Source organism: Comamonas sp. FG99 (genome assembly GCF_057808605.1).
Genome location: NZ_JBMDII010000031.1, coordinates 20109 through 39707, shown reverse-complemented (window position 1 = coordinate 39707; position 19599 = coordinate 20109). Strand labels below are relative to the sequence as shown.

Genomic DNA, 19599 nt, shown 5'->3' with positions numbered 1-19599 from the left:
TCGCTTGCCTCGCCACTCAGTGCATGCCGGCGCCGTGGCGGCGCTCGATGTATCGGCCCGCGATGACTACGGGCAGGAAGATCACCAGATAGCCCAGCGCGCCGAGCATGAGAGGCGTTGGATTGCCCGCAAAACTCGTGGCCGATGTCGCCTCGTTCAGGATCTCATTGAGTGCGGCGACCGACCCATAGGCCGTGCCCTTGGTAATCGCGATCACCCGGTTGGTGAGCGGCGCCACCATCAGCCGGCAGGCCTGGGGCAGCGTGACATAGAGCATCGTCTGCGTGTGCGACAGGCCGGTGGAGCGCGCCGCCTCGCTCACGCCTGCCGGCTGCGCGAGAATGCCGGCCCAGTAGACCTCCTCGGAGAACGCGGCCAGCACCAGCGTGAGTGCCAGCCAGGTCGCGGCAAAGGCGCTCATCGACAGCCCGACGAAAGGCAGCGCATAGTAAAACAGAATAATCAGCACCAGTGGCGGAAGCGCGCGCAAGATGTCCACCACGATCTTGATCAGCAGGCGCAGCCCGCGAAGCGGCAGGCTACGCAGGTATGCCAGCAGCAGCCCCAGGGCCAGGCCCGCCACGACGATGGCGGCACCGAGCTCTATGGTGACGACTGCACCCCGGAGAATCTGCGGCAGGTATTGCCTGGCGATATCCGCATTGAAGAAAGTGAAGACGAGCTGTTGCAGTTGCATGTTCGGATCCTGCTGCCCCTAGATGCGGCGCGCGCTTATGCCCGCGATGAATGCGGCCGTGCGCGGCTGGGTCGGGTTGCCAAACACCTGCTCGGGGCTGCCTTGCTCGACGATGACACCGCCATCCATGAACACCACCCGATCCGACGCGGCCTTGGCAAAACCCATCTCGTGCGTGACCACGACCATGGTCATGCCGTCCTCGCGCAGCTCGCGCATCACCTCCAGCACACCGCCCACCATCTCGGGATCGAGCGCGCTGGTGGGCTCGTCGAACAACACCAGCGCGGGCTGCATCGCAATGGAGCGCGCGATGCCCACGCGCTGCTGCTGCCCACCCGAGAGCTGCGCGGGGCGCGCCGCGGCCTTGTGGTCCATGCCCACGCGCTTGAGTGCCGCCATCGCGATCTCATCGGCCTGCGCGCGCTTCATCTTCTTCACCTTCGTGAGCGCGAGGGTGACATTGCCCAGCACGCTCAGGTGCGGGTACAGGTTGAAGGCCTGGAACACCATGCCCACACGCTCGCGCAGCTGGTTCAGGTTGGCGCGAGGGGCGTAGATGTCCAGCCCTTCCACCAGCACCTGCCCGCTGCTCGCATTTTCCATACGGTTGCAGCAGCGCAGAAATGTGCTCTTGCCAGAGCCGGAAGGCCCGATGATGGACACGAGCTGACCAGCCTGAACATCCAGGTCAATCCCCTTCAGGACGAGATTGGAGCCATAGTGTTTCTGGAGCTGGCGCACTTGCAGCAGCGAAGGTTGAATAGGTGCGGACATCGGTTCGGTGGATGGACGGATTCAGACAGGGCGCGTTCAGTCGCAGTTCAGCGCGACAGGGGTCGGGTCGTAGCCGTTGAGGCCCTCGACGCCATGGCCCGGCGGGGATAGCACGGTGGCCGAAGTGGGCAGCGGGGCAACGCCGAACCACTTGGTGTAGAGCTTGGCGAGCGAGCCGTCCTTCTTCATGCACTTGAGCACCATGCTCACCTGGTCGCGCCCGGCCTTGTCGTCAATGCGAAAGGGAATCGACCAGGCCGATCCGGTCTCGATGACCGAAGTCGTCTTGATCGAGGCATTGCTCTTGACCGCCCACGCCGATGGCGTGAGCCCGGCCAGATTGCCATCCGCGCGGCCGGAAATCACGGCCTGCACCGCATCGGCATTGGTGCCGTAGACAGCGATTTCGTAGCCGTACTCGGCCTGGTGCTTGCGGGCCCATTCCTCGGGGCCGGAGCCCTTGTTCACAGCGACCGTCTTGCCCTTGAAGTCCTTCAGCGTCTTCAGATCGGTATTGCTTTTCTTCACGATCAAGGTGAAGTCGTTGTTCATATAGCCTTCGGTGAGCAGCACGGTCTTGGCACGCTCGGGCGACACCGTGGTGGGTGCCATGAGAAAGTCGAACTTCCTGGCGTTCAACGCCGGGATCAGCGCAGAGTATTGGGCGCCTTCGATCTCCAGCGGCCGCTCCAGGCGGCGCGCGATCTCTTTGCCCAGATCCACGTTGAATCCCTGGTAGCCGCCGCTGAGCTTCGGGAACGCGTGCGGCGGAAAGTTGGGATCGACACCGGTGCGCAGCGGCGTCTGTGCAATGGCGCTGCCCAGCAGGCACGCAAGGGCGATGGGGGCAACGAGATACTGGGTGATTTTGGACATGGGCTGGTTCATAGGTAGAGGTTGAATGGGTGGGTGCGCAAAAGTGGTGGCAATCAAAGGGAAACACGGCTCCTTTCACTGAGCTGCGCGGGGGGCGGAAACATCGGAAGGCGGGCGAAACACCGCCAGCACGCTGCGCGCAAGCGCATCGACCGAGTCGGTGATCACCACGCCCAGTCCTTCGCGGCACGCATGCGGAACCGCAAGCGGCAGCTCGGTGCAGGCGAGCACCACGGCGCGCGCACCCTGGGCGGCCAGCGATTCGATCGCGCGGCAGGCAGGCGCCAAGGCCTGCTCCAGGCGATTGGATTTCACCGCCCTGATCGCCGCAACACAGTCGTCAAATGCCTGCGCCTCGGGCAGCAGCACCTCGTAGCCGCCCTGCTGCAGCGATGGCTGGTACAGATCAAGCGCCAGGGTTGCAGGGGTGGCGAGCAGGCCGATCGGGCCGCCATGGATGCCATGGCGCCGCAAATCCTCCAGCACCGCATCGACGATATGCAGGATCGGCACCTGGCTGCTGGCCGCGAGCTGCTGAAACCACAGATGCGCCGTATTGCAAGGTATGGCGATACAGTCCGCACCCGCGTCTTCCAGCAGCGCTATGCCCTGCATCATGTCGGGCAGCGGGCTCTTGCCGCCGGCCAGCATGGCTGCGGTGCGGTCGGGAACGCGCGGATCGCTGCGCAGCAGCACGGGAATATGCTCCTGGTCGCAGCTCGCGGGCGTCATCTCGATCAGGCGCCGCAGAAAATGCGCGCCCGCCAGCGGCCCCATGCCGCCCAGCACGCCCAAGCAGCGCGGCTGTGCCGCAGCGGCGCTCATGCCGCGCCTCCCGCACCGCGTTCCTTGGCCGCCAGCAAGGCCGCTTGCGCAGCCGCCTCGCAGGGGTCGATCACCGCAATGCCCATGCTCTGCTGCAGCCGCTCGCGCAGCGCCGACATGCCTGCGCAGCCCAGCAAGATGGCATCGGCATGCAACTCGTCGCGCAGCACCAGCGCCGCGGCATGCATGCGCCCGAAGGCCTGCGCCGCATCGCCCGAGTCGGCAACACTGAGGTTCAACGCACGCTCGCCAACCACGCGCCCGGCGACGCCCAGGCGCTCCCAATAGGCCAGATGCCTGGGGATGGCCGCCTCGGCAACGGCTACGACACCGACGCGCCGGCCCGATTGCAGCGCCCGGCGCATGCCCGCCTCGCCCAGCCCGACGACGGGCAGATCGCAATGGCCGCGCGCCGCCTGCAGGCCCGGATCGCTGAAGCAGGCAATGACCACGGCCTGGAAATCGCCATCGAAGCCACGCGCCGCGCGCGCGGCCAAGCGCTGGGCCGCAGCGTCGAAATCGGCTTGCGTGACGATACCGGGCGGGCCGTCGCCGCAGGTCTGCCCGATGAACTCGGCCCCGCATGCAGGCTGTACACGCTGCATCGCCTTGAGCACCGAATGCGTGACGCTTTCGCTGCTGTTGGGGTTGATCGCAAGCACCTTGATGGACTGGGTCATTGCGGCTCTCCCAGCTTGAGCAGCGCCTTGAGCACCGTGCCGCTCGCGCCTGCCTGAGCCGGCCGTGCGGATGCGCCCAGCAGCTCGGGCTTGCCACGCCGCAAAAACTGGCCGCTGCCGCTCGGTGCATGCAGTTGCCCATCTTGCACCACCACACGCCCGCGGCTGATCACCGTGGTGGGCCAGCCTTGCAGCTCGCGCCCTTCATAGGGCGTATAGCCCGCGTTGTCGTGCAGCATGCCGGCGGTGACGGTGACACGGTGCTGCGGGTCCCAGATGGCGATGTCGGCATCCGCGCCCGCGATCAGCTCGCCCTTGCGGCCTGCAAGGCCGTAGAGCTTGGCATGGTTGCCGGCGCCCAGGGCCACGAACTGGTGGATGTCCATGCGCCCGGTAGCCACGCCTTCGCTGAACAGCAAGGGCAGGCGCAACTCGATACCGGGCACGCCGTTGGCCATTTCCTTGAAGGTGGTGGCATCGCCCTTGGGCAGCTTGCCGCTGGCATCAAAGCGGTAGGGCGCATGGTCTGACGAAAAGGTGGCGAGCGTTCCGTCGAGCAACCCGCGCCAGATTTCTTCCTGCGAAGCGGCATCGCGCGCGGGCGGCGAGCAGCAGAACATTGCGCCCTCGAGGCCCGGCCGGTCCATGTCATCGGCCTTCAGGAACAGGTACTGCGGGCAGCTCTCGGCCAGCACGCGCGCGCCAAGCCGCTGCGCGCCGCGCAGCAGCTGCACCGTCTCGGCCCCTGCCACATGCACGATGAGCACCGGCACATCCAGCAGGCGTGACATGGCGATCGCGCGGTTGGTGGCCTCGCTCTCGGCGAGCGGATCATGCGCGATGCCGTGGAATTTCGGCGCCGTGTGCCCCTGCTCCAACAGGCGCTGGGTGATCCAGCGAATCATGTCATGGTTCTCGGCGTGCAGCATCACCAGCGCCTGCTCGCCGCGCGCCAGCGCCAGGATGTCCAGCAGCTGGAAGTCTTCCAGGCGCATCTTCTCGTAGGTCATATAGACCTTGAGCGAAGTGATGCCGTCGCGGATCGCCTGCGGCAGATCGGTGCGGATGGTCTGCTCATCCGGGTTGGCCACGATGAGGTGGAAGCCGTAGTCGATCACCGCCTTCTGCGCGGCACGCGCGTGGTAGTCGGCGAGCACTTCGGGAATGCCTTGCCCGCGATGCTGCGCGGCAAACGGAATGATGCTGGTGGTGCCGCCGAACGCGGCGGCCACGGTGGCGCTGTAGAAATCGTCGGCGCACATCACGCCCATGCCCGAGCGCTGCTCCACATGGCAGTGGCTGTCGATGCCGCCGGGCAGCACCCAGTGGCCCGCCGCATCGATCTCGCGCGCAGCGGCGCCGAGCGCCGGAGCGATGCGCTCGATGCGCCCGTCTCGCACGCCCACGTCGGCCATCTCCACCCGCCCCTGCGTGACGACGCGGCCGTTGCGGATCACCAGGTCCAGCCCGCGCGCGCTCATTTGACGGGTGCTCCCGCGCCCGTGCGCTCGACGATCAGCCGGTAGTGCTCCGGCCTGCGGTGCTTGGCGAAGTTGAAGACATGCTCGCGGAACAGCTCGCCCAGCGACAGGTCCACCACAGCGGTGATCACCTCGTCCTCTTCCGAGACCGCCCGTGCCACGATCTCGCCCGTGGGCGCAACGATGACCGAGCTGCCGATCATGTGGTGGCCATCTTCGCTGCCGCACTTGGCGGCAGCTGCCACCCAGATCCCGTTCTGGTAGGCATTCGCCTGCAGCGAGACCAGGTGCGTGGTGGTGCGCAGATGCACCGGCTCATTCCAGTGGATGTTCAGCGATGGCGTGTTGTAGCCCAGCACCACGACTTCCGCGCTTTGCAGCGCCATCACGCGATAGGTCTCGGGCCAGCGGCGGTCGTTGCACAGGCACATGCCCATGCGCACCTCGCAGCCGCCGAGCGCGAGCTCATGCACCCCGAAGCCCAGATCGCCCACCTGGAAGAACTTCTTCTCCAGGTGCTGAAACGGCGCATCGGGCTTGTGCTCCGAATGGCCGGGCAGGTGGATCTTGCGGTACTTGCCGGCGACGCTTCCATCCGGGCGCACGATGACCGCGGTGTTGAACGGCTCGCCTTCGGGCGTGAGCTCCGCATACCCCAGGTAGAAGCCCACGCCGAGCTCGCGTGCCGCATCGAACAACGCCTGGGTCTCCGCGCTGGGCAGCTGGCGCTCGAAGAACCTGGCCTGAGCGTCTTGCTCCTCCATCCAATAGCGCGGAAAGAAAGTCGTCAACGCGAGCTCGGGAAAGACCACGAACTGCGCCCCACGGCCCTTGGCCTGCTTCAGCATGGCCACGAGCCGGGCCACCACCGCAGCGCGGGAATCCGCGAGATGCACCGCGCCCATCTGGGCCACCGCCAACACGAAACTGCGTTTTTCCATCATCTTTCTCTTCCTGGTCAAAATGCCATGCCGGAATGGTCATGCAGCTGCAGAAAAAAATCGATGACGTATTTGTCCAGACCTCTTGTCGTTTGGTTAACACCTGCGCCTGCAGCCCCCGAATGGCTCAGTGTTTGCACCAAGATAGCACCTTGATGCAGCAATGAACGGATCGCGGCGCACCGCAGCTGTGCAGCGGGACGCAGTACAGTTTCACCATGAAGCTACGACATTTGGAAGTGTTTTGGGCAGTCATGTCGACCGGCTCGGTCAGCGATGCTGCGCGCCTGCTGCATGTCTCCGTGCCTGCCGTGAGCCGGCTGCTGGCGCATCTGGAGATCAGTCTCGGATTCCCGTTGTTCGACCGCATCAAGGGCCGCCTCTACGCCACCGAAGAATCCCGGCACCTCTTCAAGTCGGTGGACGACGTCTATGGCCGCATACGCAAGATCGACCTGCTCGCCCAGGATCTGGCCCAGCGCCGCAAGGGGCTTTTGAGCATTGCTTCGAGCAACAGCATCGGCCATGAACTGGTTCCGCTCGCGATCGCGAAATTGCGCAGCCGATTTCCGGACCTGAACGTGCGCTTCGTGCTGCTCGGGCACGACGCCTTGCGCGACCACATCCTCGAAGGTCATGCGGACCTGGGCATATCCACCTTGCCCATGGAACACCCGCAGCTGAGCACGCGCCTGATCGCGCGCAGCAAGCTGGTGTGCATCTGCCCCTGGGACCACCCGCTGGCCGCCGCCCACGCGGTCGCCGTGGAAGACCTGGAGCAGCACGTCAATATCGGCTATGTCCCCGACACCCCCATGGCGCAAAGGCTTGCGCAGCTATTCGCCGCCAGGCAATCCGTGCCGCGAACGGCCATCGAAGTCGGCACTCCACACAGTGCATGCGCCCTGGTTCAGGCCGGCGCAGGCGTGGCACTGGTCGAGCAGTTTTCGCTACAGAGCTGGCCCAAGGCTGCGTTCCGGGTACTGCCTGTCGACAACGCCAAGCCCATTCTCGCGGATCTGATTCACATGCACGGCGCGCCGCTGAGCCGCGCGGCAGATGCGTTCGTGGAATGCTTGACGGATGTGCTCGACACGCTGGCACTCGCGGCCGATGCGCCGCCAATCGACCAGCGGCCCCGCATTTCGCTTGGCATGGCGCTCGACTGAGAAGGTGTAGACAGAATAAATAAACTCCTTCATTCTGCGGTATCGCAGTCCCCGAGCAAAGCAGATGAATGCACGCAAGCGGCACGATGCGCAAGGCGTTGATGAGTCACCGTGAATGACCGTGTACAAGAGCTTCAGCCGCTGGGCCGGACAAGGCCTGCTCGAGCAGATGCACGAGCGGCTGCGCCAGCAGTGGTGGCCCAGGCCTGCGCCAAGGCGCCGGGCCTGAAAAAGCTGTACCTGGATACTGTCAGCCTGCGGCAGGATTCGCAATGTTTCACCCTCCATGGAGATCGGCCACGACATGCAACGCTTTACCATTTCCCTGGACGACGCACTCGCGCAGCAATTCGACGCGCTGATCGCAGAAAAAGGCTATGTCAATCGCTCGGAGGCGGTCCGGGACCTGATCCGTACCCGGCTGGACGATGTCCGGCTGGATGCACAGCAGCCGGCCGGCGCACACGGACCCGCACCAGCCTGGTGCATAGCCAATGTCAGCTATGTCTACGATCACCATGAGCATGCCGTGTCCGCGCGCATCATGGACCTGCAGCACGACTCCCATGACCTGGTCATCACCAGCGTGCACACCCATCTGGACCACCACCACTGCCTGGAGACCGTGGTGCTGCGCGGCCCCACCGCCCAGGTACAGGCGTTCGCACAGCTGCTCGTGGCGCTGCGCGGGGTGCGCCACGGCAATATCCACCTGGTGCCGCTGGTGGGCAACGGCGAGCCACACCAGCATGGCCAGGAGCCGCCGCATACCCACCTCCAGCCATTGAACTGAAGCAAGCTGCCTCAGCACGCCATGCACGAATTGGCTTGCTTCTTGCTTTTTGTATGAAGAATTCCAAATTACTCATACAAACAAGCATCCATGGCAACCTGCCACACCCTGCTCCAAAGCGCCTTCTGGTCGGCCCTGGCTGCCAGCGCCATCCCTGCTGGCGCACAAGAGGCCGTCGCGCCGCCCTCCCATCTGCCGGAAGTCCAGGTGTTCGGGCCGCGCGATGCCGCCATAGGCACCGCAGACAGCGCCAGCGAAGGTGCTGCCGAGAAGGTCTCGTTCCAGTCGCGCCCCAAGCTGCGGCCTGGTGACATCGTGGAGGCGGTGCCCGGCGTGGTCGCCACCCAGCATTCGGGCGACGGCAAGGCCAACCAGTACTTCCTGCGCGGCTTCAACCTGGACCACGGCACCGACTTCTCGGTGACCGTCGATGGCATGCCGGTGAACATGCCCACGCATGGCCACGGCCAGGGCTTTGCGGATTTGAACTTCCTGGTCCCCGAGCTGGTGTCGGGCGTGCGCTACCGCAAGGGGCCTTACTTCGCCGACAGCGGCGATTTTTCGCTGGCGGGCAGCGCCAGTCTGGACTACGTGAGCGCGCTGGAGCGGCCTTTCATCGAGACCACGCTGGGGCCGCACAATTTCCGCCGGCTGCTGGCGGCGGGCTCGCGCACGCTGGGCGACCAGACCTGGCTCGGCGCCATCGAGTTGGAAGGCAACAATGGCCCATGGGAGGTGCCCGAGAACCTGCGCAAGGCCAATGCCGTGTTGCGTTATTCGCAGGGCGCTCCGACACGCGGATTCCAGCTCACCGGCATGGCCTACCAGAGCCGGTGGAACTCGACCGACCAGGTGCCCGAACGCCTGATCGACAGCGGCGAGCTGTCGCGCTTTGGCAACATGAATCCGACCGACGGTGGCAACACGCGCCGGCTCTCGCTGTCGGGCCAGTGGTTCGACAAAGGGCCGCAAGGCGAGACGCGCCTCAGCGCCTATGCCATCGACTACCGGTTCGAGCTGTTTTCCGACTTCACTTATTTCCTCGCCAATCCCCAGCAAGGCGATCAGTTCGAGCAGACCGACCGGCGGAGGGTCTTCGGCGCGCAGGCCTCGCGCACCCAGGCGGCCAGGCTGGCCGGCCTGGATGGCGTGCTGAGCATGGGCGCGCAGTGGCGCGGCGACCGCATCGGCGAAGTGGGCCTGTATTCGACCACTGCGCGCGAGCGCACCGGCACGGTGCGCAATGACAAGGTGTCGCAAGATCTGGTCTCCATCTATGGGCAGCAGCTCGTCTACCTGACGGACAGCTTGCGTGGCTACCTCGGGCTGCGTGGCGACTGGCTGGGCTATGACGTACAGGGCCGCGAGTCCGTGTATGGCGCGGCCAACAGCGGCCGGGGGCACGATTCGCGCCTCGGCCCCAAGGCCGGCCTGGCCTGGGCCATCACGCCCAGGCATGAGCTGTATCTGAATGCCGGCCAGGGTTTTCACAGCAACGACGTGCGTGGCGCCACCATCACGGTCGATCCGCAAAGCGGCGCCCCGGCCGAGCAGGTGGCTACCCTGGTCAAGGGCCAGGGTGCGGAAGTCGGCTGGCGCTTCCAGCCGCGCGACGGTCTCATGGTCACCGCTGCGCTGTGGCAGCTGCAGCTCGATTCGGAGCTGGTGTATGTGGGCGATGCCGGTAGCACCGAAGCCGGCCGCGCCAGCAAGCGGCGTGGCCTGGAGGCCACCTTGCGCTGGCAGATCAATCCGCGCTGGCGCGTGGAGGCCGATGCTGCCGTATCGCGGGCGCGCTTTCGCGGCCCGGTACCCGAAGGCGAAGGCAACTACGTGGACAACGCTGTCGAGCGCGTGGCCGCCGCCGGCGTGGTGTGGCAACAGGGGCCGTGGACCAGCACGCTGCGCTTGCGCTACATGGGCTCACGCGCGCTCGACACCCTGAACACGGTGCGCTCGCGGCCGGTGACGCTGCTGAACTTCGGCACCAGCTATGCCGTGAACAACAACCTCACCCTGGGTCTGCAGGTGTTCAACCTGGCGGGTAGCAAAGGCAATGACATCGAATACTGGTACGCCTCGTGCTCCGCACGCGAGGTGAGCAGCGGCGTATGCGGCGCGGGCATCGACGACCGCCATGTGCACCCGATGGAGCCCCGCATTGTGCGGGTGTCGGCCCGGTGGACGTTTTAAGCCCATGCCGGCAACTTGACGCAACAAGAGCCCGCGCCGACTGACTGTGACTTGGACGAGATACAGCCCGAGCCCCCGGCAACGGAATGCCAACCGCCGGCTCAAGGCATCACAGGCCTTGGCAATCCACGAGGGCCCAGGCCGGTTTACCCCTTAGGGAAGGTCTGCAAAACCTCCCCGCCTGACCTTCCCCGGCGCCAGGCATCCAAGACAATGTCGCCATGGATCAATACACCCTGGGCCTGGACCCCTTGCCCAAGAAGACCCGCAAGGAAGTCTTCCTCGACGAGATGAACCAGGTCGTGCCTGGGCGACATTGGTCATCGGTACGGCGGCCAACGTCAATGACGTAACGCAGGCAGCAGGACCGCTGCATGGCAAGGAGACGCACGCCTGGGGCGATGCGGATTACCAAGGCGTGGACAAGCGCCAGGAAATGCAGGGGAGCAAAGCCACGTGGCACGTGGCCATGCGCCCAGGCAAGCGCAAAGCGCTCGATCCAGAGCGCGAGCTTCACAAACTGCTGGACAAGGCCGAGCGGCTAAAGGCCAGCGTGCGGGCCAAGGTCGAGCACCCGTTCCGGGTGATCAAGCAGCAGTTCGGGTACGCCAAGGTACGCTACCGGGGTCTGAAGAAGAACACGGCGCGCCTGACCATGCTGTTTGCATTGGGCAATCTGTGGATGGCCAGAAAGCGCATCATAGGCACGCAGGGATGAGTGCGTCTGCATGGCGCCAAAGTGGCGCTGCAAGGTCTGAAACAGGCCTGCAGGCGGGGGGAAAACTGACGCGAAAGGCAGTGTCTGCAGGGAGTTGCCGGACCTATGTTCGCAGTGGAGTCAGGCACGTCTGAGAACAGGGGTTTTGCAGACCTTCCCTAACTGAGCATCGAAATGCAAGTAATTATTAACCGTTAATAATTGTTTGAGAGCTTCTCGAGACTTTAATAAAAAAACCGAGATACTGAAGTGGACCACATTAATCACTAGATTGCTATGCGACCACTTTTTAGTATATTTTCACCGCCCTTGGTTTTTGTGGGAATTATTTGCACCTGCACAAATTATGCACAGGCGCAAACCATTCCAACAATTGATTGCAAACCAAACTCTGTCGCGCAACTGAACACTGGTCAGGCCAGCACAGCCAACTCAGCTGTTGATGGCTACTGGAAATTCCAGTATCTGCCAGCCTATGCGGGAAGCGATCCAATCAACTGGGGGACTTTTGGCAATGCTTATATCGTCACCAATCCGACTCCTAGCTGGACAAGCACGCCGGCCGCCAGCGCAGCAGCCAAGTGGATCGGCATGGATGCCTATGGAAGCCAGCCCTATACCGATGGATCGTACGGCGGAAACATCGATGCGCTTTTTCAAATTCAGTTCAACCTGGACTCCACGGTATCGCTCGCGAGCTTTCAGCCGTCAATGACTTTCAGCGCCGATAACTCGGTGGTCGATATATTTGTCAACGGGAAATCGCAGCTGGCGCGTGGCGCAGGTACATGGGGCTTGCCCCAAGCAGGCAGCGCCAATCAATTTGGTTATGTTGGTTTTGGATACAACCGCTGGTTCACCATCCCTGCCATGGCTTCGCCGGATTGGCAGTTGGGCGCCAACACCATGACCATCTATGTAAAGAGTGGCGTGTATAACATGGGTTTCGCGGCAGCCATATCTGGCACCACTGCCTGTGCCAGCAATGATGCGCCCACGGCCGTACCCGCAATCAGCGGCCAGCCACAGGTTGGACAAACGCTAGTCGGCAGCTATACATATGCCGATACTGAAAGCGATCCAGAAGATAGCAGCGGCGCCGGCACCAGCTATCAATGGGTGCGCAGCTCCACCACCGGCCTAACCAGCGCAGCACAAGGCACGGTAGTGCAGTCTGGCAGCACGTTGGGTGTTGCAGGCTCGGTCAGCTACACCGCGCAAAACAGCGATGTCGGCTCATATCTGTTCTATTGCGTGACCCCGGTGGCCGTGCGCGGAACTCTGCAGGGAGCCGAGGTATGCACGGCGGCTTCTGGACCGATTACGGCCGTTACTCCCCCTCAGCCAGCGACTGCCAAGCCAGTTCCCACACTTGCAGAAATGAGCCTGATTTTGCTGTCTTCCATGATTGGCATATTGGGTATAGCAAGAGTGCGCAGACGCCATCAGCCCTGATAGAAGCCGCCTGAGGGCGGCTTTTCCATTTCCCACCTGATTCGATCCCAGCATTGGGGGAGGCGCTCCCGCCTCCCCTCACCTCAATGCGTCACACCCAGCGGCTTCGACAGCGCCACGGCGGCAGTACCTGAGATCCGGCCCTGAACGACCGCCGCATCCACCACCTCGGCCAGCCGTTCAGGGCTCAAGCCGGCCACGGCGGCAGCGCGCACCTTGGCGTCGTCGGGCTTCGGCATCTTGTGCGCCACGTCGGCCACGGCCTTGAGCGTCGGGTCCACGCCATCGCGCTGGGGCCGCGCAGGCGCTTTGGTGGCCTTGCGGCTACCGCCCCCTTGACTGGCAGCGTGCGGGCTGCGGTTCACGCGCATGACCGCGCTGGCAGCTATGGACTTGGCGAGGCGCGTGGGCTTGGCTGAGACGACTGCCAGCATCCAGCAAATCACCGCCTTGGCACGATGATCCGTGCCCCATTCTGCGTCGAGCTTCTCGGCTGCATCGAGGGATTCCCCAAAAGTGCGGCGCTTCATCACTGATCTCCGATCAGCCCCAGGGCGCGCATACCAGCCGCTGCAGCGGAGCCCCAGAGCCGGCCGCACAGCACCGCACGGTCGATCTCGGCCTTCAGAAGTTCGCCAATGGCCTGCCGTGGCAGCGGCTGCGCCAGTTTCTTCGCGTGGGTGACGACCTGCGACTTCACCAGCAGCCGCAGCGTCCAGAAGCTAGAGGAGCAACTAGAGGTACGCCTGTTCCTCCGGACTATGCGCAGCACAACCCCGGCGCACGAGGGCGAACTGTTCTACGCAAACTGCAAACCAACTGTTCAACAGATTGTGCAAGCCCTGGACGAGATGCGCGAATTTCGAAGCGGCCCTCCGTGCGGGTATCTGCGTATCTCGCCCGGCGTCTGCTTCGGGAAAAACATGTTAGCGCCCCTGCTAGGCGGCTTCAAAGAACTCTATCCCGAGATATCGCTGGACCTTGCGCGCATTCATTGACTATGTGACCGATCGAATCGCTAGGGCGGTGCCAACGTTGGCAACCCCTCCAAACCATCGTGATGCAGAAGCTTGCTCTCCTTGGGCGAACCATGTAGGCGATTCACTATGGCCTTCACCTTAGGTTTGACTTTGCTGAGCCAGGCAGAAAAATCTCCACTTCCAGCCCCGCATGCGCGCCGGAGCGGGCCGTCAGCGTGCCGCCGTGGGCCTCCACGATGCGCCGGGTGAAGTGGTAGCCCAGCCCGCTACCCTTCTTGCCCAAGGCCGCAGCGCCACGGAAGTACGGCGCCCCCAGCTTGTCCAGTTCGTCGGCATTCAGGCCGGGGCCATGGTCGGCAACGCGGATGCGCAGCCCAGTGCCGCCCAGCGTGGCACCGATTTCGACCGGACTGTCTGGAGGTGAATAGCGCAAGGCGTTGGTGAGCAGATTGCCGATCGCCACGCCGATCAAGGTGCTGTCCACCTCGAACGCGCCTTCGGGGCATTCCTGCAGATGCATGCGCGAACGCAGGTCTGCAGGCTGCTGGTGAACGGCGTCCTCCAGCAGTTGGCGGATGCGGCACGGCGTGCGCGAAAGCGACAGGGCGCCGTTGTCCAGCGCCTCGGTCATCAGAAAGCGTTCGACGAAGCCGGACAACGTGGCCGCATTGCCGCGGATCAGCGCCAGCCGCTGCGCATCCTTGGGCGGCAGGTGCGGCACGTTGAGCTGCAGCATCTGCGCGGCGCGGTCGATGGCCGCCAGCGGGTTGCCGAATTCATGGGAGAGCATGGCGACGAAGTGCCGCTGCTGCTGGGCACGCTGGGTGACGATGGCCGTCTCCTGCTGGGCCGCGGCCTTGTCCTGCTGCAACTGGCGCAGGCGCAGCGCCAGCCCGTAGCTCATGACCAGCACGTGCACCAGCGCGACGGTTTGGTAGAAATGGGCCGTCACGGCATTCCAGGGCAGCAAGCCCTGGTTGGTCAGCGTGTTGACCAGCGCGCCGAGCGCGGGGATGACGAAGGCGACCAGATAGACCATCCACTCGGCGCGGCGGTCACGCCGCCAGGTTTGCGCCAGCAGGCCCATGGCGATCACGAAGTTCAGCACGTTGAGGTAGTTGGCCGCCTTCACGACCAGCAGCACGGCGTGCGTCACCAGCGCCGGTTGCAGCGCGAAGAACAGCAGCATCAGGTTCAAGGCGACCGTGAACAGGTACAGGCGGTGGATGCGCGGATGGGCGGTTTGGAGCTGGAGCAGCCGATCCCACATCAGCGCGATGCACGCCGCCGCGCCCAGCCAGCCGATGCGGGGCAGCGCATCCATGAGCCATGCCGACCGGCCCGCGAGCAGCACGGGCAGGTAGCCCGTCGCACCGAGGTGGAAGAGCAGTTGCGACGCCACATAGCCTGCATAGGCGGCCATCACCGCATCGCGCAAGCGCGCCCCGAGGATGGCGTACAGAGCCACCGCAATCAGCAGGATGCCGAAGTACAGGCCGTGGAAAAAGTTGGCGCGGGTCTCGCCGCTGGTGAAGTCCTCGGCGGGCAGCAGCTCGGCATACACGCTGAGGGCATTGGTCGTGCGCACGCGCCAGTAGAGGTGCATGCCGGGGAACGTGTCCAGCGGCAGCACGGACAAGCGCGTCAGCGGGCGGCCTTCGTAGCTGCGGTGGTAGCCCAGCGCATGGGCCTCGAAGCTGCCGTCCGGGCGCTGCACCCAGACATCCAATTCCTCTAGCTCCGGTGAGCCGATGGTGAGCATGCGGTGCGAGGGACTGCCGTCTTGCGGCCCCAGTTCGACGTGGAACCAATGCGTGTCAGTGCCGTAGCCGAGGCTGCGGAAAGCGGGTAGGCGCACGAAGTGCGAGCGGACAAAATCCGCTTGGGAAACCGCCTTGAAAGGCAGCGTCCCGCTGGCATCCGCGAAATGCTCCAGCCGCCCCTCCAGTGAAACCGGGGCAGCATGGACGGGTGTTGGCATGGCCCGCGTCGGGGTGCTCATTGCTATTGCAATCACCATAACCATCACGATCGGTAGCCAGCACAGCAGGAGCCGTAAGCACGGTGAGACGTGGGGATCTGGCGCTTTTCTCCCGCGCTTCACGGTGCCAACTCGCAATGTGCAGCGAAGGTGTAGCCCTTGCCGTAGCTGGGCCGCAGCGGCAACTCCAGCCCACAGGCCGCCTGCACCTTGCGCCGCAGGCGGCTTGCCGTGTTGTCCAGGTTGCGCAGGGTGAATGGCGTTTCCTGCTTGTCCAGGTGCACCAGCAAAGCCTCTCGGGTCACGGCCTTGCCAGGCGTTTCACACAGCGCGTGCAGCAGCCGCACCTCGGCATGGGTCAGGTCGAGCGCCATGCCATTGGGCGTATGCAGCTGCCAGTCCTTGGGGGAAAGACGCCAGCGTTGCTCAGTGGGGCTGATCGGGCTGCCGGTGACGGTTGGGTGGCTGGCCTCGTGTCGCTCCAGGCGGCGCAGCACGCCGTGACAGGCCGCTTCAATGACTTCCAGGGAACTGCGCTTGGAAAGGTATACGTCGGCCCCCGCATGGAAGCCGAGCACCTGGTCGTCATTGGCATCCAGCGCGGTCAGCATCACGACGCCCGTCGCATTACCCACGCCATGGGCGCGAACCCGCTGCGCAATCTCCAATCCGCTGATGCCTGGTAATGCCACGTCCAATAACAGCAAATCGAAATGCGTTGCTGGCCAAACAGAGAAAAAACTTTCCGCACTATCGAAGCCGCGCGCTGAAAAACCGCGCAATTCGAGGAACTCCACCAGGTCGGCCAGCAGCCCGGCATGGTCTTCAACAACAGCGATGTGACAAGAGGGGGGCATTCGGCTAGACGCAATCAGCACGGAATGGGTGAATTTATTGAAATAAACCGGCCATACGATGCGCACTGGTAGATTTTGACAGCATTTGACAGAAAAGAAGCGCTCCGCGCCGAGACGGTAATTTTACAATTTTTACAACATGGCAATTGCATGGCGAGGAGCCAATCAAACACCGCCAGCAACCGTCTAGTTGGGAGTCCGCTATGAAAAACCTGTCTCTGCACCTGCCACGCCGCCGCCATTTCATGGCCGCTGCCGCCGCCAGCCTGGCTTTGCCGGTGCTAGCGCAATCTCAGCCCGGCGACAAGATGGAGCGCGGCAGCACTCGTGTGGCGGGCTTCGCCGATGCCGAGATGGACTACCAGCTAATGCGCCAATTGGGTGCGGCGCGGTATGGTGGCGCTTCGGTGGGGGAATGTCTGGCGCTGGTACAGCGCATACAGAGCGGTATCCCGGCCAGTTGGGTGGCGGAGTTCAGCGCCGCCGCCCAGCGCCAAGAGGCCAACGCCCAAGCCCGCGCACTGCGTGGACATACCGTCAGTGCACGCGATCAGTACCTGGTGGCCTGCAACAGCTACCGCGCGGCAGAGTACTACTGCGGCGTGCAGGACCCTGAGCACGTTCGCTTGGGCCGCAAGAGCCGCGAATGCTTTCTGGCTGCCGTGCGTGGGCACGGCGCGGGTGTGGAAGAGGTTTTCCTACCCTGGGGTGATACGCCGTTGCCCGCGTACTACGTCCGCGCGGAAACTCCGCATGGGCACCACCGCGGCCACCGCGGCAAGACGCTGATGCTCATTAGTGGCTACGACGGCACGCTGGAGGAAACCTGGCTGTCCTACGGCCGAGCCGCGCTGGAGCGCGGCTACCACCTGCTGCTGTTCACCGGCCCGGGGCAGATGGACACGCTGCGCTTTCATCCCGGCATGAGCTTCATTCCCGAATATGAGTACGTCGGCCGGCTCGCGTTGAACTATCTGCTGTCGCGCCGTGAGATCGACCCGCGCCGCATTGCGCTCATGGGCATCAGCTTTGGTGGCTACTTTGCTGCCCGCATCGCCGCGCACGAGCCGCGTGTGCGCGCCCTCATCGCCAACTCGCCCATCGTCGACCTGCATGCCTACATGGCCTCATTCGCAGGGTTCGATCCGGCCCTGATGCCCGATGACCAGGACGTGCACCTGGCCGACATCGACCACATACCCGATGACGTCATCCCGCCGCAGACGCGCGAGATGATGCGCAACCTGATGCTGCGCCTGGGCCGGGACAGCTTCAAGCAGACCTACCTGCGTCTGCGCGACTTCCGGGTGGATGACGACCGCCTGCGCAATATCCGCTGCCCCTCGCTGGCCCTGGTTGGTACTGGCGAGGGCGCCGAGCCCCTGGCCCAGTGCGAGCATTTCATGCGCACCGTCGGCGGCCCGGCTTGGCGCCATGTCTTCACTGTCGAAGAGGGGGCCGATGGCCATTGCCAGACCGGCAACCTGGCCTATTCCGCTGCAGTCTCCATGGACTGGCTGGACGAAGTTTTCAGGGCCTGACCCATGTCCATGCGCCGCCTTCTCCACCACGTTTTCATTGTCTCAGCCGCAACCCTGGCGGCTGCTGCTGTGTGTTCCTGCGGCGGCGGCAACAGCAATCGGCCCGAGGCTGCCCAGGTACGCCAGGCCGCTGCCCGGCTGGACACGCTGGTGCCGCAATGGATGGCGCGCACCGGTGTGCCCGGCGTGGCGGTCGCGGTGGTTCATGGCGGCCAGACGCTGTATGCACGGGGCTTCGGTGTGCGCAGGGTGGATAGCGATGCTGCCGTCGATGCAGACACGGTATTCCCGCTCGCCTCGGTGTCCAAGTCGCTGGCCGCCACGGTCATGGCCGCCAACATGCCTGGCGGCGCGGGCAGGTCACCGGTGGATTGGGATACGCCCATGGAGCGCCTGATGCCGGGCTTCGACCTGGCCTATCCCGACGCGCGGGACAACACCCGCCTGAGCCTGGGCGATTTGTTCGCCCACCGCAGTGGCCTGCCCGACCATGCCGGCGATCAGCTCGAAGACCTGGGCTATTCGCGCGCCGAGATACTGGGGCGCCTGCGCCAGGTGCCATTGAATCCCTATGGCAGCTATGCCTATACCAACTTTGGCCTGACAGCCGCTGCGCAGGCTCTGGCCCAGGCGCGCGGCACCGACTGGATCGCGCTGTCCGCACAGGCGCTGTACCAGCCGCTGGGCATGGCCCGCACCAGCTCGCGCCATGCCGACCTCATGGCCCAGGGCAATCGCGCCTGGGGCCATGTGCAGGCCGGCTTCAGCTACGACAGCTATGGCGCCGAGCCTGCCCGCTACGCCGTGGCGCAACCCCAGCGCCAACCTGATGCCCAGTCACCCGCTGGCGGCGCCAGTGCCAGTGTGGCCGACATGGCGCGCTGGATGGCATTGGTGCTGGCCGAGGGCCGGTGGCAGGGGCGGCAGCTCCTTGACCCTGCCGCACTCAAAGCCGCCACGACGGCCCGCCCCGGCGGTGCCTACGGCCATGGTTTCAATGTGGGGCCCGATCCGCACGGCCACCCCAGCATCTCGCATTCTGGCGCGTTCTTGCTGGGCGCGCACACCGCCTTCATTCTGTGGCCAGAGGCAGACCTGGGCATTGTCGTGCTCACCAACGCCCAGCCGCGCGGCTTGGCCGAGGCCATTGCCCTGGCCTTTGGCGAGCAGGCCCTGGGCGATGCGGCCAATGGCATACCCAGTGTCGACTGGCTGGCCGTCATGCAAGAAAAGATGCATGGGCTGTACCGCCCCCTGGGCCGCCTCGCAGGCCAGCCGCCGCCTGCTTCGCCTTCGCCTTCCTTACCGCTGGGCCGCTACGCAGGCTGCTACGCCAACGCCTACTACGGCGATGCGTGCGTGGAGCTTGGCGCTGGAGGGGCGGCGCTGGATCTTGTGCTCGGCCCTACCCAGGTGCGCTATCGCCTGCGCCACCAGGATGGTGACCTGTTCGCATTCGACCTCTCGGGCGAGAACGCCCCGCCGGGCTCCGTCTCTGCCGTGCAGTTCAGCCTGGACGGCCCGGGGCGGATGCAGATTGAGTACTACGCCGAAGACCTGGCGCACGGGCTTTTCGAGCGCGTGGCCGATGGCCGATGACGGTGGGCCCATTCCCTGCAAACAACACCAAACATC

Annotated in this window: 17 protein-coding genes and 1 pseudogene; 7 read left to right on the top strand and 11 right to left on the bottom strand. The window is 64.5% G+C overall.

Going from position 1 to position 19599, the window contains the following annotated elements; translation table 11 throughout:
* Nucleotides 1–16: 16 nt before the first annotated feature.
* The 7 genes from ACODRX_RS19075 to ACODRX_RS19045 all read right to left on the bottom strand — a co-directional run bounded on the left by ACODRX_RS19075 (nucleotide 17) and on the right by ACODRX_RS19045 (nucleotide 6280).
* A complete protein-coding gene (locus tag ACODRX_RS19075; protein ID WP_488873111.1) occupies nucleotides 17–697 on the bottom strand; it encodes an amino acid ABC transporter permease in 681 nt (226 codons plus the stop codon).
* Between the two features lie 18 nt (nucleotides 698–715).
* Nucleotides 716–1474 (bottom strand): amino acid ABC transporter ATP-binding protein, encoded by a 759-nt coding sequence (locus tag ACODRX_RS19070; RefSeq protein ID WP_488873110.1) that lies wholly within the window; start codon nucleotides 1472–1474, stop codon nucleotides 716–718.
* 36 nt (nucleotides 1475–1510) lie between these two features.
* A complete protein-coding gene (locus ACODRX_RS19065) occupies nucleotides 1511–2350 on the bottom strand; it encodes a transporter substrate-binding domain-containing protein (RefSeq protein WP_488873109.1) in 840 nt (279 codons plus the stop codon).
* Nucleotides 2351–2425: 75 nt separating this feature from the next.
* Nucleotides 2426–3175 carry a cysteate racemase gene (gene cuyB, locus ACODRX_RS19060; protein ID WP_488873108.1) on the bottom strand — a complete coding sequence of 250 codons (750 nt, stop codon included), beginning with the start codon at nucleotides 3173–3175 and terminating at the stop codon, nucleotides 2426–2428.
* Nucleotides 3172–3855, bottom strand: coding sequence for an aspartate/glutamate racemase family protein (locus ACODRX_RS19055; protein WP_488873107.1), 684 nt, complete (start codon nucleotides 3853–3855; stop codon nucleotides 3172–3174). Before ACODRX_RS19055 ends, cuyB begins: the two co-directional genes overlap by 4 nt.
* Nucleotides 3852–5336, bottom strand: a complete 1485-nt coding sequence (gene hydA / locus ACODRX_RS19050) for a dihydropyrimidinase (RefSeq protein WP_488873106.1) — start codon at nucleotides 5334–5336, stop codon at nucleotides 3852–3854. The genes ACODRX_RS19055 and hydA overlap by 4 nt, the downstream gene beginning before the upstream one ends.
* Entirely contained in the window at nucleotides 5333–6280 is a 948-nt protein-coding gene (locus ACODRX_RS19045; protein ID WP_488873105.1) for an N-carbamoyl-D-amino-acid hydrolase, read from the bottom strand. The genes hydA and ACODRX_RS19045 overlap by 4 nt, the downstream gene beginning before the upstream one ends.
* 215 nt (nucleotides 6281–6495) lie before the next feature.
* On the opposite strand from ACODRX_RS19045, the gene ACODRX_RS19040 reads away from it, so the two are divergent.
* The 5 genes and pseudogenes from ACODRX_RS19040 to ACODRX_RS19020 all read left to right on the top strand — a co-directional run bounded on the left by ACODRX_RS19040 (nucleotide 6496) and on the right by ACODRX_RS19020 (nucleotide 12605).
* Nucleotides 6496–7446, top strand: coding sequence for a LysR family transcriptional regulator (locus tag ACODRX_RS19040; RefSeq protein ID WP_488873104.1), 951 nt, complete (start codon nucleotides 6496–6498; stop codon nucleotides 7444–7446).
* A 304-nt stretch (nucleotides 7447–7750) separates the two neighbouring features.
* Nucleotides 7751–8239: a nickel-responsive transcriptional regulator NikR gene (nikR, locus tag ACODRX_RS19035; RefSeq protein ID WP_488873103.1), complete on the top strand. Its 489-nt coding sequence runs from the start codon at nucleotides 7751–7753 to the stop codon at nucleotides 8237–8239.
* Nucleotides 8240–8329: 90 nt separating this feature from the next.
* The gene (locus ACODRX_RS19030; RefSeq protein ID WP_488873102.1) at nucleotides 8330–10432 is read left to right on the top strand and encodes a TonB-dependent receptor; all 2103 of its coding nucleotides are present in this window, start codon (nucleotides 8330–8332) and stop codon (nucleotides 10430–10432) included.
* A gap of 319 nt (nucleotides 10433–10751) precedes the next feature.
* Nucleotides 10752–11150, top strand: a pseudogene (locus tag ACODRX_RS19025) (transposase); the annotation flags it as partial.
* 276 nt (nucleotides 11151–11426) lie between these two features.
* The gene (locus ACODRX_RS19020; RefSeq protein ID WP_488873101.1) at nucleotides 11427–12605 is read left to right on the top strand and encodes an IPTL-CTERM sorting domain-containing protein; all 1179 of its coding nucleotides are present in this window, start codon (nucleotides 11427–11429) and stop codon (nucleotides 12603–12605) included.
* 83 nt (nucleotides 12606–12688) lie between these two features.
* Here ACODRX_RS19020 and ACODRX_RS19015 read toward each other — a convergent pair whose 3' ends face one another.
* The 4 genes from ACODRX_RS19015 to ACODRX_RS19000 form a co-directional block, all read right to left on the bottom strand.
* The gene (locus tag ACODRX_RS19015; protein ID WP_488873100.1) at nucleotides 12689–13135 is read right to left on the bottom strand and encodes a hypothetical protein; all 447 of its coding nucleotides are present in this window, start codon (nucleotides 13133–13135) and stop codon (nucleotides 12689–12691) included.
* Nucleotides 13135–13305: a hypothetical protein gene (locus ACODRX_RS19010; protein WP_488873099.1), complete on the bottom strand. Its 171-nt coding sequence runs from the start codon at nucleotides 13303–13305 to the stop codon at nucleotides 13135–13137. The genes ACODRX_RS19015 and ACODRX_RS19010 overlap by 1 nt, the downstream gene beginning before the upstream one ends.
* A 413-nt stretch (nucleotides 13306–13718) precedes the next feature.
* Entirely contained in the window at nucleotides 13719–15587 is a 1869-nt protein-coding gene (locus ACODRX_RS19005) for a sensor histidine kinase (protein WP_488873098.1), read from the bottom strand.
* A 98-nt stretch (nucleotides 15588–15685) separates the two neighbouring features.
* The gene (locus ACODRX_RS19000) at nucleotides 15686–16489 is read right to left on the bottom strand and encodes a response regulator transcription factor (RefSeq protein ID WP_488873097.1); all 804 of its coding nucleotides are present in this window, start codon (nucleotides 16487–16489) and stop codon (nucleotides 15686–15688) included.
* Nucleotides 16490–16626: 137 nt separating this feature from the next.
* On the opposite strand from ACODRX_RS19000, the gene ACODRX_RS18995 reads away from it, so the two are divergent.
* Together ACODRX_RS18995 and ACODRX_RS18990 are read left to right on the top strand one after the other, a co-directional pair.
* Nucleotides 16627–17964, top strand: coding sequence for an alpha/beta hydrolase family protein (locus tag ACODRX_RS18995; protein ID WP_488873096.1), 1338 nt, complete (start codon nucleotides 16627–16629; stop codon nucleotides 17962–17964).
* Between the two features lie 69 nt (nucleotides 17965–18033).
* Nucleotides 18034–19563 (top strand): serine hydrolase domain-containing protein, encoded by a 1530-nt coding sequence (locus ACODRX_RS18990; RefSeq protein WP_488873095.1) that lies wholly within the window; start codon nucleotides 18034–18036, stop codon nucleotides 19561–19563.
* The last annotated feature ends 36 nt before the right edge of the window (nucleotides 19564–19599 follow it).

Excerpts from the sequence above, each read along its gene's own strand:
- ACODRX_RS19075 (WP_488873111.1), bottom strand. The coding sequence starts at position 697 with ATGCAACTGCAACAGCTCGTCTTCACTTTCTTCAATGCGGATATCGCC.
- ACODRX_RS19070 (WP_488873110.1), bottom strand. The coding sequence starts at position 1,474 with ATGTCCGCACCTATTCAACCTTCGCTGCTGCAAGTGCGCCAGCTCCAG.
- ACODRX_RS19065 (WP_488873109.1), bottom strand. The coding sequence starts at position 2,350 with ATGTCCAAAATCACCCAGTATCTCGTTGCCCCCATCGCCCTTGCGTGC.
- cuyB (WP_488873108.1), bottom strand. The coding sequence starts at position 3,175 with ATGAGCGCCGCTGCGGCACAGCCGCGCTGCTTGGGCGTGCTGGGCGGC.
- ACODRX_RS19055 (WP_488873107.1), bottom strand. The coding sequence starts at position 3,855 with ATGACCCAGTCCATCAAGGTGCTTGCGATCAACCCCAACAGCAGCGAA.
- hydA (WP_488873106.1), bottom strand. The coding sequence starts at position 5,336 with ATGAGCGCGCGCGGGCTGGACCTGGTGATCCGCAACGGCCGCGTCGTC.
- ACODRX_RS19045 (WP_488873105.1), bottom strand. The coding sequence starts at position 6,280 with ATGATGGAAAAACGCAGTTTCGTGTTGGCGGTGGCCCAGATGGGCGCG.
- ACODRX_RS19040 (WP_488873104.1), top strand. The coding sequence starts at position 6,496 with ATGAAGCTACGACATTTGGAAGTGTTTTGGGCAGTCATGTCGACCGGC.
- nikR (WP_488873103.1), top strand. The coding sequence starts at position 7,751 with ATGCAACGCTTTACCATTTCCCTGGACGACGCACTCGCGCAGCAATTC.
- ACODRX_RS19030 (WP_488873102.1), top strand. The coding sequence starts at position 8,330 with ATGGCAACCTGCCACACCCTGCTCCAAAGCGCCTTCTGGTCGGCCCTG.
- ACODRX_RS19020 (WP_488873101.1), top strand. The coding sequence starts at position 11,427 with ATGCGACCACTTTTTAGTATATTTTCACCGCCCTTGGTTTTTGTGGGA.
- ACODRX_RS19015 (WP_488873100.1), bottom strand. The coding sequence starts at position 13,135 with ATGAAGCGCCGCACTTTTGGGGAATCCCTCGATGCAGCCGAGAAGCTC.
- ACODRX_RS19005 (WP_488873098.1), bottom strand. The coding sequence starts at position 15,587 with ATGAGCACCCCGACGCGGGCCATGCCAACACCCGTCCATGCTGCCCCG.
- ACODRX_RS18995 (WP_488873096.1), top strand. The coding sequence starts at position 16,627 with ATGAAAAACCTGTCTCTGCACCTGCCACGCCGCCGCCATTTCATGGCC.